This is a genomic window from Pseudomonas moorei (assembly GCF_008801475.1).
Classification (GTDB): domain Bacteria; phylum Pseudomonadota; class Gammaproteobacteria; order Pseudomonadales; family Pseudomonadaceae; genus Aquipseudomonas; species Aquipseudomonas moorei.
This window is the reverse complement of the sequence record NZ_VZPP01000008.1, coordinates 216,175-232,472: the sequence shown is the minus strand read 5'-3', so window position 1 is coordinate 232,472 and position 16,298 is coordinate 216,175. Positions and strand designations below refer to the sequence as shown.

The 16,298-nt window shown below is 57.5% G+C and carries 11 protein-coding genes; 8 read left to right on the top strand and 3 right to left on the bottom strand.

All coding sequences use genetic code 11. The features are described from left to right. Window positions 1-130 precede the first annotated feature (130 nt). The 6 genes from F7R06_RS17315 (at window position 131) to F7R06_RS17290 (ending at window position 9,086) form a co-directional block, all read left to right on the top strand. Window positions 131-2,134, top strand: a complete 2,004-nt coding sequence (locus tag F7R06_RS17315; RefSeq protein WP_212613247.1) for an amidohydrolase — start codon at window positions 131-133, stop codon at window positions 2,132-2,134. 75 nt (window positions 2,135-2,209) lie between these two features. Next, entirely contained in the window at window positions 2,210-3,964 is a 1,755-nt protein-coding gene (locus F7R06_RS17310) for an amidohydrolase (RefSeq protein WP_212613246.1), read from the top strand. A gap of 395 nt (window positions 3,965-4,359) precedes the next feature. After that, the gene (locus F7R06_RS17305) at window positions 4,360-5,220 is read left to right on the top strand and encodes a CAP domain-containing protein (RefSeq protein ID WP_090323102.1); all 861 of its coding nucleotides are present in this window, start codon (window positions 4,360-4,362) and stop codon (window positions 5,218-5,220) included. Between the two features lie 378 nt (window positions 5,221-5,598). After that, the gene (locus F7R06_RS17300) at window positions 5,599-6,258 is read left to right on the top strand and encodes a carbonic anhydrase (RefSeq protein ID WP_090327402.1); all 660 of its coding nucleotides are present in this window, start codon (window positions 5,599-5,601) and stop codon (window positions 6,256-6,258) included. Between the two features lie 575 nt (window positions 6,259-6,833). Beyond that, complete coding sequence (locus tag F7R06_RS17295) at window positions 6,834-7,187, top strand: hypothetical protein (protein ID WP_090323104.1); 354 nt, start codon at window positions 6,834-6,836, stop codon at window positions 7,185-7,187. Window positions 7,188-7,406: 219 nt separating this feature from the next. Continuing rightward, entirely contained in the window at window positions 7,407-9,086 is a 1,680-nt protein-coding gene (locus F7R06_RS17290) for a SulP family inorganic anion transporter (RefSeq protein WP_090323105.1), read from the top strand. Window positions 9,087-9,111: 25 nt separating this feature from the next. On the opposite strand, the gene F7R06_RS17285 is transcribed toward F7R06_RS17290, so the two are convergent. Next, window positions 9,112-9,555: a potassium channel family protein gene (locus F7R06_RS17285; RefSeq protein WP_090323107.1), complete on the bottom strand. Its 444-nt coding sequence runs from the start codon at window positions 9,553-9,555 to the stop codon at window positions 9,112-9,114. Window positions 9,556-10,457: 902 nt separating this feature from the next. Here F7R06_RS17285 and F7R06_RS17275 point away from each other — a divergent pair. Then, window positions 10,458-11,261 carry a hypothetical protein gene (locus tag F7R06_RS17275; RefSeq protein WP_090323110.1) on the top strand — a complete coding sequence of 268 codons (804 nt, stop codon included), beginning with the start codon at window positions 10,458-10,460 and terminating at the stop codon, window positions 11,259-11,261. 829 nt (window positions 11,262-12,090) lie between these two features. Here the strand turns inward: F7R06_RS17275 and F7R06_RS17270 are convergent. After that, window positions 12,091-14,373, bottom strand: a complete 2,283-nt coding sequence (locus F7R06_RS17270) for a heavy metal translocating P-type ATPase (protein ID WP_090323112.1) — start codon at window positions 14,371-14,373, stop codon at window positions 12,091-12,093. Between the two features lie 247 nt (window positions 14,374-14,620). Here F7R06_RS17270 and F7R06_RS17265 point away from each other — a divergent pair, with 247 nt between their 5' ends. Beyond that, window positions 14,621-15,442 carry a DeoR/GlpR family DNA-binding transcription regulator gene (locus tag F7R06_RS17265; RefSeq protein ID WP_090323113.1) on the top strand — a complete coding sequence of 274 codons (822 nt, stop codon included), beginning with the start codon at window positions 14,621-14,623 and terminating at the stop codon, window positions 15,440-15,442. A gap of 48 nt (window positions 15,443-15,490) precedes the next feature. Here the strand turns inward: F7R06_RS17265 and otnI are convergent, their stop codons facing one another. Further along, window positions 15,491-16,279, bottom strand: coding sequence for a 2-oxo-tetronate isomerase (gene otnI, locus F7R06_RS17260; protein ID WP_090323115.1), 789 nt, complete (start codon window positions 16,277-16,279; stop codon window positions 15,491-15,493). Between the last annotated feature and the right edge of the window lie 19 nt (window positions 16,280-16,298).

The following is a 16,298-nucleotide window of genomic DNA, read 5'->3' as shown; positions in this document are numbered from 1 at the left end:
GGTCCAGGCTTCGTTAGCTCACGCGAAAAACTTGCCACTTTTACGCACATCGCCGCTGCCAGGCTCTCACTGTCATAAGTGTCTTTACTTGATCTGTATCAAGCCTATCGCTTACTCGGGAGCTAGGGTGTTGGATCCGACACTTGAGTACACCGCCGAAAGACGACTCTTGTATCTGCCTGAAAATCAGGAGCGATCCAGTCCTGATTTTTTACAGAGCGGCAAAACCCGTCAAACAAGCCGGCCAGTATTCATCGAAATACCTAACATTCGTCATTTCAGTGCGAGAGAGCCAACAATGAAGCTGACAGCGAAAGCGATTGGATGCGCCTTACTGACCTTGGTTGTCACGCACTCGTTGGAGGCGCAGGCGCAGGCTGGGGCGAATGCCACTGCCGATACCATCTACACAGGCGGTGACATCATCACCGTCAATGAGCTTCAGCCGCAGGCTGAGGCAATTGCAGTCAAGGACGGCCGCATTCTCGCCGTCGGATATCGCGACGAGGTCATGAAGTACAAGGGCCCCGAGACTCAGCTGGTCGACTTGGCTGGCAACACCCTGGTGCCCGGCTTCATCGATCCGCATGGCCATGTGTTCAATACCGGCATTCAGGCGATCTCCGCCAATCTGTTGCCGCGTCCGGACGGTGGTGTGAACGACATTGCCCAATTGCAGGCTGCGCTAAAGGCCTGGGCCGAGCAGAACCAGAAGCTCACCGCCGAGTACGGCTGGATTGTCGGGTTTGGCTATGACGATGCACAACTCAAAGAACAGCGCCATCCAACACGCGACGATCTGGACCAAGTCTCGACCACGTTACCGGTGGTGATCGTGCACCAATCCGGTCATCTGGGGGCCATGAACAGTAAAGCCCTGGCGATCCTTGGGCTTGATGCGGGCACAGAAAACCCTCCCGGCGGCGTCATTCGGCGCAAGAAAGGCAGCCAGGAACCTGATGGGGTGCTCGAAGAGAACGCTTTTTTTAGCCAGCTCTTCGGCCTGATGGGCAAACTCAGTCCGGATGCCAACAAGGCGCTATTCGCAGCAGGCGTCAATCTATACAAGCGCTTCGGCTACACCACTGCACAGGAAGGCAAAGCATCGCTCGCTTCGGTGACCACCATGGAAGCGGTGGCCAACAGTGGCAAGCTGGACATCGACGTAGTGGCTTATCCCGATATTACCGTGGGCGCGGAGGCAATGAAGGCGCCCTGGCTGTCACGCACCTATTCAGGTCACTTCCGTCTCGGAGGGATCAAGCTCACGCTTGACGGTTCGCCGCAGGGTAAAACCGCATGGCTCACTCAACCTTATTACAAAGTGCCAGCCGGACAGCCACCGGATTATCACGGCTACCCTGCGTTCACTGACCAGCAGGTCAACGGCTTCGTAGATCAAGCTTTCAACAATAACTGGCAAGTTCTGGCGCATGTGAACGGCGATGCCGCCATCGACCAATTCATCAACGCTGTGCGTGCGGCTGAAAAGAAATATGGCATGGCTGATCGCCGCCCGGTCGCCATACATGCGCAGACCGCGCGCCTGGATCAGGTCGAATCATTCAAGGCGCTGGGCATCATTCCGTCTTTTTTCCCGATGCACACCTATTACTGGGGTGACTGGCATCGAGACTCGGTATTGGGCCCTGATCGTGCGCCCAACATCTCACCGACGGGCTGGGCCATCGAGCGGGGCATGATTTTCACCTCGCACCATGATGCGCCGGTGGCGATGCCTGATGCGCTGCGGGTTATTTCTTCAACGGTCAATCGCGTGACTCGTAGCGGCCAGGTGCTTGGTCCCGAACATCGAACCACTCCATTGGTGGCGCTAAAAGCCCATACGCTCTGGTCGGCCTATCAGTACTTCGAAGAGAAATCGAAGGGCTCGCTCGAGGCAGGAAAGCTCGCTGACTTTGCAGTGCTTGACGGTAATTTGCTCACTGTAAATCCGCTGAAAATTGCCGAAATCAAGGTGCTTGAGACGATCAAGGAAGGCAAGACCGTTTACCGACGCGATACCGCTCTGAAGGCAGACGCGATAACCGGGTGTGTCGAGTCGGATGCTTGCTTCATGGTCGCAAGTCGGGCGCTTGGTCTGGCAGGGCTTATACATACTCATGCGCATTGAAAGTGACCATTGCGCAAACTCGGGTATGTAACGCGAGCACGCGTCCCTCGGCTGTCCCGCAAAGGAAATGCATCAATGAAACCGACCCTTGAATCGACCCTGTGCGCGTTGGTGGCCGTGATGGCGGTCAGCACCGTCATGGCGCAAGAAGATCCAGGCGCGATTACCGTCTTCACCGCGAAAAAGATTGTCACGATGGACCCGACACGACCAAACGCGACTGCCGTCGCCGTGCGCGACGGGATGATCCTCAGCGTCGGCTCTCTGCAAGACCTCGCCCCCTGGTTGAAGGGTAAACCGTACAAGGTCGACTCCCAGTTCAAGGACAAGGTATTGATGCCTGGCTTGATTGACCCGCACATGCATCCGATGCTTGGAGCAATCGCCTTTCAGACCGTCTGGATCACCCCCGAACCCTGGAACGTGATGGGCCATAAGACGCCCGCCACCCTTGGTGAGAAAGCCTATCGGGCAGCCCTTGAAACAGCATTTGCCGAGCGCAACAAAGACGCGCCGATATTCATGACCTGGGGTTTCAGCGCAGACACCCACGGTGAGCTGTCGCGCGAAGTATTGGACGGCATCTCCAGGGATGTACCCATCATGGTGCTGCAACGCTCCATGCACGAGGTGTACTTCAATACCCCCATGATGGCGTTGCTAAGGTCCAGGGGGCTGGACGAAGACAAGTACAAGGATCACCCACAGATCAATTGGAAGGACAGCCATTTCTGGGAAGACGGCATGTTCAGCGTGGTCTTGCCTTATCTGGCAGGCAGTCTGCTCGACCCCGTTTCAGTTGACCCGGCCTACTTAAAGACGCGTGACTACCTGACCTACAATGGCGTGACGACAGTGGCAGACCTGTCCACCGGCAGCACGAATTGGGACATGGAAATGGCCGCCCTCAAGCGCACCATGGATACCGCGGACTCGCCGATTCGGGTGCGCCTGACACCCGATGTCTACAAGCTCAGCCTCGCCCTGAAGAGCCCCGACGCGGCGATGAAACTGGTCGGCCAGTTGAAGGATCAGAACACGCGCCATCTGGTCTTCAACAATGCCATCAAGCTGTTTGCCGATGGTGCAATGTTCTCGCAGGCCATGCAGATCGGCGATCCGGGTTATATCGATGGACACAAAGGCGAGTGGATTACCCAGCCTGACGCATTTGCCGAATTTGCCCGCAGCTACTGGAACGCCGGTTACCAGATCCATGTGCACACCAATGGCGACGGTGGCGCCAAAATGGTGCTCGACACATTGCAGGCCCTGGAGGACGAAAAACCGCGCGCAGATCATCGTTTCACTATCGAGCATTACGGTTATGCCGACGACGGCACGTCGCGACGCATAGCCAGGCTGGGCGCCCAGGTCTCGGCCAACCCCTTCTATCTCTATGACCTGGGTGACCGCTATGCCGAGACGGGCCTCGGCTTTGATCGCGCCGCGCGCATTGCGCCATTGGGCGGTTTGGCAAGGCGTAATGTGCCGGTAGCACTGCACTCGGACTTCCCCATGGCACCCGCAGAACCGCTGTTCCTGGCCTGGACCGCCGCGTCCCGTGAAACCCTGAGCGCAAAAGTGTTTGCCCCCACCGAGCGACTGACACTGGATCAGGCCATCCGCGCCATCACCATCGACGCCGCTTATGTGATCGGCATGGAAAACGAGATTGGGAGTATTGAATCAGGCAAGCTCGCCGACTTTGCCGTACTCGATAAAGACCCCTATGACGTTGGCGTGAAAGGGCTTCGCGACATCAAGGTGTGGGGCACAGTGTTCGAGGGCCAGGCACACTCCGCCACATCGAGCACACCGAAGAGATAGTCGGCGTCCTTGGTGAACAAGCGAATGACGAATCATCTGCGCAGCTGTCCTCAGCGGCTGCCACCAACCCGAGTGCTTATTAAGGGGTGCGACCCGCTCCGATCCTGACTGGCGACTCAAGTCATTCGCTCTGCTGCCTGTGAATGCGAGCCCAGGCGTTCGTGAATGACTGCAATGGGTGGACTCACCCTTCACAGCAGGCAGAAAACGGCCAGGAGCTGACGCACGACTCCAACAATAAATTCCCCCCTTTGCTCGTGAAACTTGTGTTGAGGCCCACAGTCTTAGCCCAGCTTTGGAATCCATTTGCGAGCCAATACAGCGAAACGCTCTTCGGTCATTCCTCAGCCCACTATCGCCATTACCGTCGTCATCCCATCAGAGCTGCCCGCCTCATGCACCAGACCGTTCGCACCTCCTGCGTTTTCTCGCTCTGCCTTATTCCTTTGCTCCCCCTGTTCGCCAGTCCCGCCCATGCCGGCGAGGAAAGGCAACTGGTGGAGGACATCAACGACTACCGCGCCGAACCGCAGCGCTGCGCGGGGCGCACGGTCCAAGCCTTGACGCCGCTGGCTCTGAAGTCGAGCCTGGCCTTGCCGATCGGCTATGGAGGCGTTACCCGGGAAACGTTGAAGGATTCCGGCTATCAGGCGGTGTCTGTGCGGACGATCCGTCTGGAAGACGCTGAAGATGCCGAGGAGGCCTTTGACATGCTCCAGAGCCGCTACTGTGGGGCCCTGCTCGATACCCGGTTCACCGATATTGGCGTGCATCGCGACGAGAGTGAATGGCAGGTGGTGCTGGCGCAGCCCTTGCTCGATGGGCAAGTGGACGACCCGCGAGCGGCGGGCAAGACGTTGCTGGCACAAGTCAACGCGGCACGGGCGAAACCGCGCCTGTGTGGTCGTCAGCGCTTCGCCGCTGCACCGCCGCTGACCTGGAATGCCGCCCTGGGGACTGCGGCGCAGGGGCACAGCCGGGCGATGGCCAACGACAATTACTTCGCGCACCAGGACCCCAACGGTGATATGCCGTGGGACCGAGCGAAGGCCGCCGGCTACGGTGGCCGGCAGATCGGAGAGAACATCGCCGCCGGGCAGCGTTCGCCGGGCAAGGCTATGGAAGGCTGGCTGGCCAGCCCCGGGCATTGCGCCATTCTGATGAACCCGATGTTTACCCAGGTTGGCGCGGCCTATGCCGCGAACTCGCGTAGCGACAACGGCATCTATTGGACGATGCTGTTCGGCGCGAAATGAGGAAATGGGGGACTCCCGTTAGCCGGTCCTGCGTCAAGATCCAAAGCCTGCCCACGAAGACTACGCTGCTGAAGTGGCATGGGGTGCAGCTTTGCGGACGAAGGGCCGTTCTGGAGTCGATTGCTGCCCATCGCGACAGGCAACAACCGGCCAGATGCGGTCATAGGGTGTTTATAAATACCGCGGCAATTCACCACCTTTCCGCCCAGTGAAAGACAAATGGCAGCTGCCAAGGTGCTTCGCACATCCTCCGCGTGAGTCTCGGCTCGGAGTCCACCGCTGATCGAGTACAGCAAATTGCGCTTGAGGTCTGCGATACTAATGGCCACGGTGGCACGAGTACGTGCCTTCATTCGGCACTTGGGTTTGGAGATTTCCATGCGTGACATTATTGACGGCTTTCTGCGTTTTCAGCGCGATGTCTATCCGCAACGCGTCGAGCTTTTTAAACAGCTCGCGACGACACAAAATCCGAAAGCGTTATTCGTCACCTGCTCGGACAGTCGTGTTGTGCCTGAACTCCTTACACAGCGCGAACCGGGCGAGCTGTTCGTGATTCGCAACGCCGGCAACATCGTGCCGTCGTATGGTCCCGAACCGGGCGGCGTATCGGCTACCGTCGAATATGCGGTCGCAGTGCTCGGCGTACAGGACATCGTGATCTGTGGCCACTCGGACTGCGGAGCGATGGGCGCGATTTCACGCTGCACGTGTCTGGACCATCTTCCGGCTGTCGCTAACTGGCTACGTCACTCGGACGCCGCGAAAGCGATTAACGCGGCGCATCAGTTCGACTCGCCTCGCGCGAAGCTCGATGGCCTCGTGCGCGAAAACGTCATCGCGCAACTGGCGAATCTGCGTACACACCCATCGGTGGCACTCGCGCTTGAGCAGGGGCGAATGAATCTGCACGGCTGGGTCTACGACATTGAGGCAGGTTGCATCGATGCGCTTGATGGCGCGACACGACAATTCGTTTCACTTGCTGATTCCCCGACCACCGTAGCGGTTGCTGCGCGCAACGACAGACAGATGTAATGGCGAAAGGCATGTCAGGGAGGTCGCATTACTCCCTGAACATTTCCACCCCCGCTAAAGCCAGTGAAGTTGCATTGTCTATCGAACAGGTCCGAGGAGTACGCACTTCGATTTTTGGGCGGTGTTTTTAAACCGCCTGGCCCCAAAGCGGTCGGTCACGAATGCAGCAACGGCAAAACGCGCATCGTCGCATCTGTCCAGCGTCAGCAGGATTCGGTCATCGATGACATAAATGGATGTGTATATGGAAAGCATACCGAGACTGGAAATTGAACGCGTTGCGTATCAAGAGTTTTTAACTCTTTGGGAACGCATCGATGCGTTTATTGGGAATGTTTGATTTTACTCAAGTCTATAGCACGAATTCGGCACAGACTCCGATGCATGACGATGCCATCCTGCACAACGATCCTCCCGAACAAGTTGACCCAGTTAGCTGAGGAGCACCGGATTAACCGGGTGCTTTTCATATGTTGGTAGCAGCGATTGGGAAACTCATGTTTGCCGGCTTTGAATTTGCGCAGGATGCTTGAACCTACCACTCTGAAGTCACAGCCTGGAGGAGAGGAAAAATCATGCGGATTTCAATAGGGTGTGTGGTGTTGATGCTTTTGGCGGGGTGTATGGCGCCGACAGTGAATGAGGTGCGTAACGAAGGTCCGCGCAAGGTTCTGTATTCAAAAAAGACCGATGAAGTCCTCGCAAAATGCGTCGAGTCCAAATGGCAGAGCCAAAAGGAAATCGGAGGAGAGCTGGGAGCGTCGCAGCAACCAGGCAAGGATAGGGGCTACACGGTGTTCACCGCTCACTCGGCGTACTTTGTCGATATTCAGCCAGAGGCATCAGGTTCGGTCGCCAAGTACTACGCTCTGGTGGACAACAACTGGTTTTACGAAAAACACCTGAACGCGTTACAGAGCTGTCTGTAATTTTTAGCGGTATCGAAGCTCACTTCGGCGTGAAGTTTTTTGTTTCCGCAAAAGGCGTTTCCGAGGAGAGAGAACGTGAAGGTTAACCAAGAGCATGAGCTGATCAAAGGTCCGCGTTGCACCGGCCTTTCAAACAAGCTTGCGAGTCAGTCCCGCCTCAGCGCGAATGCCAAGCGTCTTTGGGCGTTCTAGGCAACAGACCCCATCAGGAGCGGCCGTGTGAAACTGCATCTGAAAGCCTCAAACACAGCTCACTCTGACAAGGCGTCACTTCGCCTCAACGTCGTATCAGGTCTCACGGCCGCGGCTGTCGTACTGCCCAAGGCAATGGCCTATGCGACAGTCGCCGGCTTGCCTGTTGCCGTCGGTCTGTATACGGCCCTCGTCCCGATGTTGATTTACGCATTCCTGGGCTCGTCGCGGGTGCTCAGCGTTAGCACCACCGCCACGCTGGGGATTCTGGCTGGTGCACAGATCGGCCTGGCGGTCCCCGATGGGGACCCCGGGAAACTGATCACGGCAACGGCAACACTGACCGCGCTGGTGGGCGCCATGCTGCTGTTGGCGCGGCTGATACGCCTGGGATTTCTTGCGAACTTCATTTCCTCCCCGGTGTTGAGCGGCTTCAAAGCAGGTGTCGGCCTTGTGATCGTGTTGGATCAAGTACCAAAACTCCTCGGCATCCACATTGCCAAACAAGGTTTTTTTCTCGATCTCCTCAACATTGTGCATCACGTGCCCGGGAGCTCTCTGATCACGCTCGTGGTTACTGCAGCGGCGTTCCTGATCCTCATCGCAATGGGACGCCTGTGGTCACATTCGCCAGCGCCGCTTGTTGTGGTGGCAGGGAGTATCGCCGCCTCATGGTACTTCGGCCTACAGGCTCTCGGCGTTTCGACAGTCGGCTTGATTCCCGAAGGGTTACCCCCATTCACGCTGCCCGATCTCACATTGGTTGAACAAATGGCACCGGGTGCGCTCGGGATCGCGCTGATGAGCTTTACCGAAACGATTGCGGCAGGTCGTGCCTTTGTCCGGCCAGGCGACCCCCCGATCAATGCGAACCGCGAGTTGATCGCTACCGGACTGGGTAACCTCGGGGGCGCACTGCTGGGCGCGATGCCCGCTGGGGGAGGTACTTCGCAGACGGCGGTTGTACGCGCCACGGGAGGACAGTCTCAACTGGTCTCGATTGTCACTGCCGGCATGGCTTTCGCCACGATGCTGCTGCTTTCCGGAATTCTCGGGTATCTGCCTCACGCCACATTGGCGGCTATCGTCATCTACTACTCGGTCGGGCTGATTCAACCACGAGAATTCCTGGCTATTCGCAAGGTGCGCCCGATGGAGTTCCACTGGGCGCTCGTCGCCACGTTGGGTGTGCTGTTGTTTGGCACGCTGCAGGGCATCACGGTGGCAATCGTCGTATCACTGGTCAGTTTGGCCTATCAGACTGCGCGCCCGCATGTGTACGTCCTTGGTCGCAAACGCGGCACCGACGTGCTGCGGCCGTTATCGGATGAACACCCCGATGACGAGACTTTCCCGGGGCTGCTGATCGTGCGACCGGAGGGACGTCTGTTTTTTCTTAACGCGGACTATGTGAGGGAGCAGGTCATCGCGCTGGAGGCGCAGTATCATCCACATGTGGTTGTCTGGGACATGAGCGCCGTTCCCGACATCGAATACTCGGCACTGCAGGCACTGATTGAAGGCGAAAAAAACTTGGGCGAACTCGGTGCCAGTCTCTGGCTGGCGGGATTGAACCCTGGTGTACTTGAAATGGTACGACGTGCCGGGCTCGACGAAAAACTTGGGGGGGAGCGTATGTTGTTCACCGCCCACGCAGCGATCGAGCGCTATCAAGCTAATGAGCCAACCCTGATCAGGGCCACATAGTAGCCACGCCCTGGGCCGCAGTACCTTAGGGTTTTTCGCCACCGTCGATGTTTGTATGAATCAATTGGTAAATATGATTGACCTCGGCGAAAAACACACCCGTGGATAAGCCGCACATGATGATGCCCGTCAACCCCTCCATCAGCCCAAACAGACGCCAGGGTTTCACCAGCACCACATCACCGTAGCCGATGGTCGCGTAGGTCACTCCAGAGAAGTAAAACGCCGTTTCGAAATCAGGCAGAGATCCCTGCCACACATAGAATGTCCCCCAGATCGAGATGGCGATCACATGCAGCATGATCATGTAGCAGACAATCCATACCAACCGCGTGCTAATAGCGCCTAGTTGCCTTAAAAGTACATTTTTTCTGCGGGACAGAAACCTTAGCATCAAGGCCAGACCGACGGCATGTACGACCACGGTAATGGCCGTCAGCCCCCATGCGAAAAAGATGCTCGAATACATCAGTGCTCCTTCCGGACGTTAGCCCGACAGGTAGACATCCAGTCTTGAGAGGGTATGACCCATATACTGCCTTTCGGGAAACAGGTCTAACCTGCTACGAATCGCTATTGCTCAAGCAACGCTTCTATTCGACCGGAGTTGACAGCATCAGTCAGGGTCAAAAAATCCCGAGGTTGTTCGGTTTTTAGTGGATGCCAAACCGTGTATCTACGGGTTGATCTTCTCTGTATGCCCCGACGCCCTTGGGTAAAGAGTTTCGACGAACGTAGGTAGGCGGACTTGATAAATATCAAGTACCCCCTTCGTACCTGCTGGGGGTGCGCCCACCCATTAACTGTCCTTATGAGGTGCATTGAAACTCGACGGTATGAACACGGGATTGAAATCCACGTCTTCTCGCGGCGGTGGGATGGTGCGTCAAGCGCAATGGAATCCAATGCTAATCCCATCCGGCTGCTGCATGTTGATCGATGGGACGTTCCCTACCAGGAAAACAAGACGCTTAGGTTGCTGTCGTAAAAAAGGAAATAAATCTTCGATTGTGGAAAGGCCTCGAATCATTGGCTAGCCTCTCAGGACTACGAGTGGCCAATTCGGGACTCGCATTTCTTGAAATGCCGAGAGGAGATTGTTCCATGTACTTACCCCGACAGACTGGCTTGCTTGGGTTGCTTTCACTGTCAGTTTTTGCGGTGCACGCTGCAGATAAGAAGCCCAATATCTTGGTCATCAGGGGTGATGATATTGGTCGTTTTAATATCAGCGCCCACAACATGTGGATGATGAGCTACAGACACCGAGTATCGACGGCATCGCCTATTGGCAAAGCGGCGAATCAATTCAAGGTTGGGACTTAAACTTACAGACTGCTGCAGGGCTATGTTAACCAAAGAGGCCAACCCATGCCGATTATCCGTTTCTTGCCTGTGTTAATGAGTTTGGCTCTTGTGTTTCCGCCAGGTTATGTATTGGCTGAAGAATCACAAGCTGAACTGGCAAAAAAACTGAACAACCCAGTAGCAAACTTGATCAGCGTTCCCATACAGTACAATCACGATAGTGGTCTGGGACCCAATAATGCCGGACGCAATATCACCAATATTCAACCCGTATTCCCGATTGAGCTGGATGCGGATACGAATATTATCTCTCGCACTATCTTGCCCGTAGTCAATTACCAATCAGTCATGCCTGGCGACAATGGGGCATCGGGAATTGGTGACACCCTGCAAAGTTTTTTTTACTCGCCCAAAGCACCCTCGGCAAATGGCTGGATCTGGGGGGCAGGTGTCGCTGTGCTGATACCCACGGCTAATAAAGAAGAGCTTGGTTCGGGAAAATGGAGTGCGGGGCCAACGGCCATTTTGCTCAGACAGCAAAATGGCTGGACGTACGGCGCCCTGGTTAACCACCTCGATTCTTTTGCCGGGCAATCTGGTCGCCAGTATGTCGACTCTACCTATTTGCAGCCGTTCCTCTCCTTTACGACCAGTACCCATACCACCTATGCCATCAACAGTGAATCTACTTATGACGGTCAAATCAACGAATGGACAGTGCCGCTGAATTTTATGGTTTCCCAACTTGTTAAAATTGGTAGCCGTCCTGTGCAGTTTCAAGTGGGCTATCGTAAATACGTCACCAACCCCACCGATACACCAGATCATGGCATACGCGCCGCAGCAACATTCCTGTTCCCTAAATAGAGGGATCGATAGTTCAACAAAAGGCCGATAGCTACTGCAAATGAAGGACAGCCAAGGGTCGATGCTGTTGAAAAAGCCGGATTTTCAGATCACATGAACTCAGACACGGCCTTTAGCGGAGAACCTGCTCACCACATTGAGTGGTTTCCCGGCCAACAGAACCGGTCGACGGCTCCCCTTCCAAACAGGCTCAAATCGGCCAGAAGCGGACAGCCTCCCCCGCCGCTTCTCGTCGTGATGAATGAACACAGATAGCAAAAGATCAGAAACCCGCTATTACGTTAGTAATTGCCACTTCATTCATCGCAGGTCGTCACAGGTGCGCCCCACCATGGGAAATCCACTTAAGCATTCGAGCGTTCGTTTTGGCTTTTTACTGGGTGTTATCTCAATGGGACTGACCGCTTGCAGCAGTCACGAGACTGCACCCAATAAAGCTATGACCCGACCACCTATCGATGACAGCGCGACTTCGTCCGTGCGAGTCACTACCAGTTGGCTACAACACTCACTTAGCCAAACGGGATGCCTGGAACACGCCACGGCGGCTCTTACAAAAGCGAGATATTTTGTTGAGGCAGGAGACCGATCCGTCTATGGGTTGCGCGAAGGCATGACTTTTGCGATTCGCTGCGACTACGAAGGCGTTGCTTTTTTCGCAGTCGCTTATCGCCACAGGCCAGATACTCAAACCCAGGATCGGGTCTTGAATGAAATCACCAGGCTATTTTAAGAACTACGGGTGAGAGATATAGGGGCTCGCCCGCAGATAAGCCAATACCGGTCCTCTTCTCTCCCGGCGATGACGCCAAAATGTCCGCCAGGCCCTTCAGCGCCTGTCCAGATAGCGGAACAGTTCCTCCTCCTGGTCGAAGTGCAACTGCACCAGGGTATCCAGGCGAATTAACTGATGCTGAATCTCTTCGGCGGGCACAGTGGTCGGGTCGGCGCTGAAGTCGTTGCTCATGCGCGTCAGCAAATGGATGCAGCGAAAAATCTCGCGGTGTCCGTAGCTCAGTGCCGACAAGGGGTCTTCGCCCGGCATGCTCAGGGTCAGCAGCGGGTATAGCGTGTTCTCATCGTCCCGTTCATGGCTGGCGAGCGAGGCTTGCAGTTTGTCGACCAGTTCCAGCAGATCGGTCTGCGCTTGTTCAAGCGGTCGCCGGGCGAAATTGCCGGCCAACTGGTGCAGATCACTCAGCACTTTGTTGAGTTGGCGGTGTTCATCCTGCAGTCGATCAATGTGTTCGCCGGCCAGTCGCCGCAGGCCCGGTCCTGGCGACGCCCCCAATGCACGCAAAGCATTGAAGATGATGACCACGTCTATGACTTCCTGAACCACGGCGCCGGCGAGCGGTGGCAGGTAACCGAGGGCGGCCACCGTCATGGCCAGCAACGACAGTCCCATGCCGGCCAGCACGCCTTGCACAGCGATATGGCGTGTACGGCGGGCAATCTGCAGTGCCTCGACCAGACGATCCAGACGGTCCACCAGCAGCACAACACCCGCCGCTTCCGCGGAGGCAGTGGCACCACTGGCCCCCATGGCCACGCCGACGGTGGCCGCCGCCAGCGCGGGTGCGTCGTTGATGCCGTCGCCGACCATCAGCGTGCTGGCGCGCGTGCAGCCCTCCTGCACGGCACGCACCTTTTCTTCCGGGGTCAACCCGGCACGCAGTTCGTCGATGCCGGCGGACAGCGCAATCATTTCGGCCGTTTCCAGGCGATCCCCCGTGAGCATGACGATCCGCTCGATGCCGTTGTTGCGCAGCCGGCGAAGGGTTTGTGGGGTTTCCCGACGCAGGCTGTCCGAGAAAACCAGCAGGCCGGCAAGGGCCCCATCCACTTCAACGAAGCTGCCACCGCAGGCCAGGTAGTCCATATGGCGCAACATGGCTGTGGCCCAATCGCTGACCGACGCCTCGGTTTGAGCAAAAGACAGCGTGCCGAGACGCACTCGCTGGCCCTCTATCAATCCGCAAAGACCGGAACCCGGGCTTTCTGCCACCTCTTGCGGGGCGCTGAGTGGCAATCGGCGCTGACGCGCGGCTTCGACGATGGCCTGGGAGATGGGGTGCACCGAGGCCTGCGCCAGCGAAGCGGCCAGGCCCAGCAGATGCAGTGGATCGACCTGGCCATTGACCTCAACCGACTGCAGGCGGGCGTGGCCACTGGTGAGGGTGCCGGTCTTGTCGAGAAACAGCTGTTTGGCCCCTGCCAGCGCTTCCAGGGTGGAGCCGTCCTTGACGAGGATGCCGCGCCGCGCCGCCCTGGAGATACCGGACATGATCGCGATCGGCACCGCCAGGATCAAAGGACAGGGCGTGGCCACCACCAGCACCGCCAGCGCCCGCAAAGGATCGCCACTCCAAAGCCAGGCCAGTCCGGCCATCAGCAGCGTCAGCGGAACAAAGAGCAAGGCATAACGGTCGGCCAGGCGCACGAAAGGCGCGCGCGAGCGTCGTGCGGCCTCGGCCAGCCGCACGACCCCGGCGTAAGTACTCTGCGCTGCCGTCTGCGTCGCCATTAACTGGATCGGCGCGCCGGCATTGGCAACGCCACTGCGCAACGGCTCGCCTTCCCGACGGGTGACCGGCAACGACTCACCAGTGAGTGCAGACTCGTCCAGCGTTGCCGTGGGGCTCAGTAGACGGCCGTCGACGGGGACCACCTCGCCCAGACGTACAAGCAACGTCTGACCCGGCTGGATCTGCTCGACCGGTATCTGGCGCAAGTCGTTCAGCTCCTGCAACCAGGCAAAGCGTGGCGCCCGATCGACCAGTGCACGTAGCTCACGCTCGGCGCGTTGCGCAGTGAAGAATTCCAGGGTACGCCCGGAAGCCAGCATCAAGGCAATGACCGCCGCCACCAGCATCTGCTCAAACACCAGGGCCGCACCGATCGACAGCAGAGCGATCAAGTCCACACCGGCCTCGCGCCGGGCCAGGCGCCTGACGATCTCCACCAGCAGCACCAGGGCCATGACCAGGCTTCCCGAGAGCCAGCACATCGCCGCCCACTCAGGCCTCTGAGCAAATTGCGCAATGCCACCCGCCAGCAGTGACAGGGTAGTCAGCAGCAATAGCGCCGGATCCAGCCACTTGTTGAACATCGTTGTGGGTTCCTCAAAAGGGATCGCGCGTTGCAAAGAACCTGCCGCACGTCGGCGTGCCTGGTCACTGCGTCCCCTTGATTCTAGTGACTTCGCAGCAATCGTTTTTTTTAATGCCGTCGCCATGAGTCACCCGCCACCGCTGAGCAAGGTGCCATCCCCTCGTCGCGCTACTGATACGGTCGCAGATTCGCTACTATGTTTGCCCGCCTTACCCGTCTGCGGATTTCTTCATTCTGGAGCCCGAATGCCAAGTCAAAAGGACATCGCCGCTGAAAGCGCCGCACCGATGATCCCTGAACAGCGTCGTGAATCGATGCTGCGACAGTTGCGCAAGCATCAGGTGCTGAGCGTTCATCAATTGATGGAAATGTTCGACTGTTCGCACATGACCATACGCCGCGACATTGCGTTGCTGGAGCAGGAAGGTCGTGCTTATTCGGTAACGGGTGGCGTGCGGATCGCCAGCCAGCTCCACAGCGAGCCCAGCCATCAGCTCAAGGCGGTGGTGGAATTGCCGCAGAAGCAGGCCATGGCCAGACTGGCCTCGCGCCTGTTGCACGCCGACATGGCGATTTACCTGGATGCGGGCACCAGCACGCTGGAAATTGTCCCTTACATCAAGGCGCTGTCCGGCATGACGGTGGTGACCAACGATTTCGGCATTGTCCAGGCACTGATCGATGCGCCCCATGTCACGGTGATTCATACCGGCGGGCAACTGGATCACTCCAATCAATCGTGCGTGGGTAGCCTGGCGGTTGCCACATTGCGTCAGGTCGTCACCGACATCGCGTTCATCTCGACCAGCTCATGGGATTTGCGTCGCGGACTGACCACACCTTCGGCGCTGAAGGTGGAGGTCAAACAAGCCGCGATGCAATCGGCTTCGCAAGTGGTGCTGGTGGCCAGCAGCTCGAAATACGGCACCTTCAGCATGTACAAGATCGCCGGGCTCGAGCAGTTCGACATGATCATCAGCGATGACGCATTGACCCCTGCGGCGGCCGATGGCATTCGCAAGCAGGGTGTCGAACTGCTACTGCCGTCCGAGAATATTTCGGCTTAAAAAAAACGGGCTCTTGCATCCGCCAGAGCCCGTGATCGATCTTCGCTGTTACGCCTGGCGCGCCTTCCAGTCGCGCAACCACTGCAAGCCGGCAGACGTGTTGCCACGCGGCCGGTACTCGCACCCTACCCAACCGTCATAACCCAGCTGATCGATCAGCTCGAACAGATAGGGATAGTTGACTTCCCCCAGGTCCGGTTCATGCCGGTCCGGCACGCCGGCGATCTGGATGTGACCGATACCCTCGAAGTCACGACGCAACTTGGTGGCCAGGTCGCCCTCGACGATTTGGCAGTGGTAGCAGTCGAACTGAACCTTCAGGTTACTGGCCCCCACTTCCTTGCAGATGGCCAGGGCCTGATCTTGCCGATTCAGAAAAAAACCCGGCATGTCCCGCGTATTGATCGGTTCGAGTAATACGGTGACGCCGGCCTTGGCGGCCTGGGCGGCGGCGTAGGCAAGGTTTTCCAGGTACACGCCGTGATGCCGCGCCCGGTCACTCTCGGAGGGCAATAGCCCCGCCATGACATGGATGCGTGAATTGCCCAGCACGCTGGCGTAATCCAGGGCGCGATCAAAACCGCTACGAAATTCAACCTCCCGGCCCGGCAACGACACCGTGCCCCGCTCCCCCGCCGCCCAGTCACCGGGCGGTGCATTGAATAGCGCCTGTACCAGGCCGTTATCGCTCAAGCGTTGCTTGAGTTCTTCAGCGCTGTAGTCGTACGGGAACAGGTATTCCACCGCTTCGAAGCCATCGGCAGCCGCGGCGGCGAAACGATCCAGAAACTCATGTTCCGGGTAGAGCATGCTGAGGTTGGCAGCAAAACGAGGCATGGTAGCTCCTGAAATTAAG

Bases quoted from the DNA above. Each gene is read 5' to 3' on its own strand.
- F7R06_RS17310 (WP_212613246.1), top strand. From the start codon at position 2,210: ATGAAACCGACCCTTGAATCGACCCTGTGCGCGTTGGTGGCCGTGATG.
- F7R06_RS17305 (WP_090323102.1), top strand. From the start codon at position 4,360: ATGCACCAGACCGTTCGCACCTCCTGCGTTTTCTCGCTCTGCCTTATT.
- F7R06_RS17300 (WP_090327402.1), top strand. From the start codon at position 5,599: ATGCGTGACATTATTGACGGCTTTCTGCGTTTTCAGCGCGATGTCTAT.
- F7R06_RS17295 (WP_090323104.1), top strand. From the start codon at position 6,834: ATGCGGATTTCAATAGGGTGTGTGGTGTTGATGCTTTTGGCGGGGTGT.
- F7R06_RS17285 (WP_090323107.1), bottom strand. From the start codon at position 9,555: ATGTATTCGAGCATCTTTTTCGCATGGGGGCTGACGGCCATTACCGTG.
- F7R06_RS17275 (WP_090323110.1), top strand. From the start codon at position 10,458: ATGCCGATTATCCGTTTCTTGCCTGTGTTAATGAGTTTGGCTCTTGTG.
- F7R06_RS17270 (WP_090323112.1), bottom strand. From the start codon at position 14,373: ATGTTCAACAAGTGGCTGGATCCGGCGCTATTGCTGCTGACTACCCTG.
- F7R06_RS17265 (WP_090323113.1), top strand. From the start codon at position 14,621: ATGCCAAGTCAAAAGGACATCGCCGCTGAAAGCGCCGCACCGATGATC.
- otnI (WP_090323115.1), bottom strand. From the start codon at position 16,279: ATGCCTCGTTTTGCTGCCAACCTCAGCATGCTCTACCCGGAACATGAG.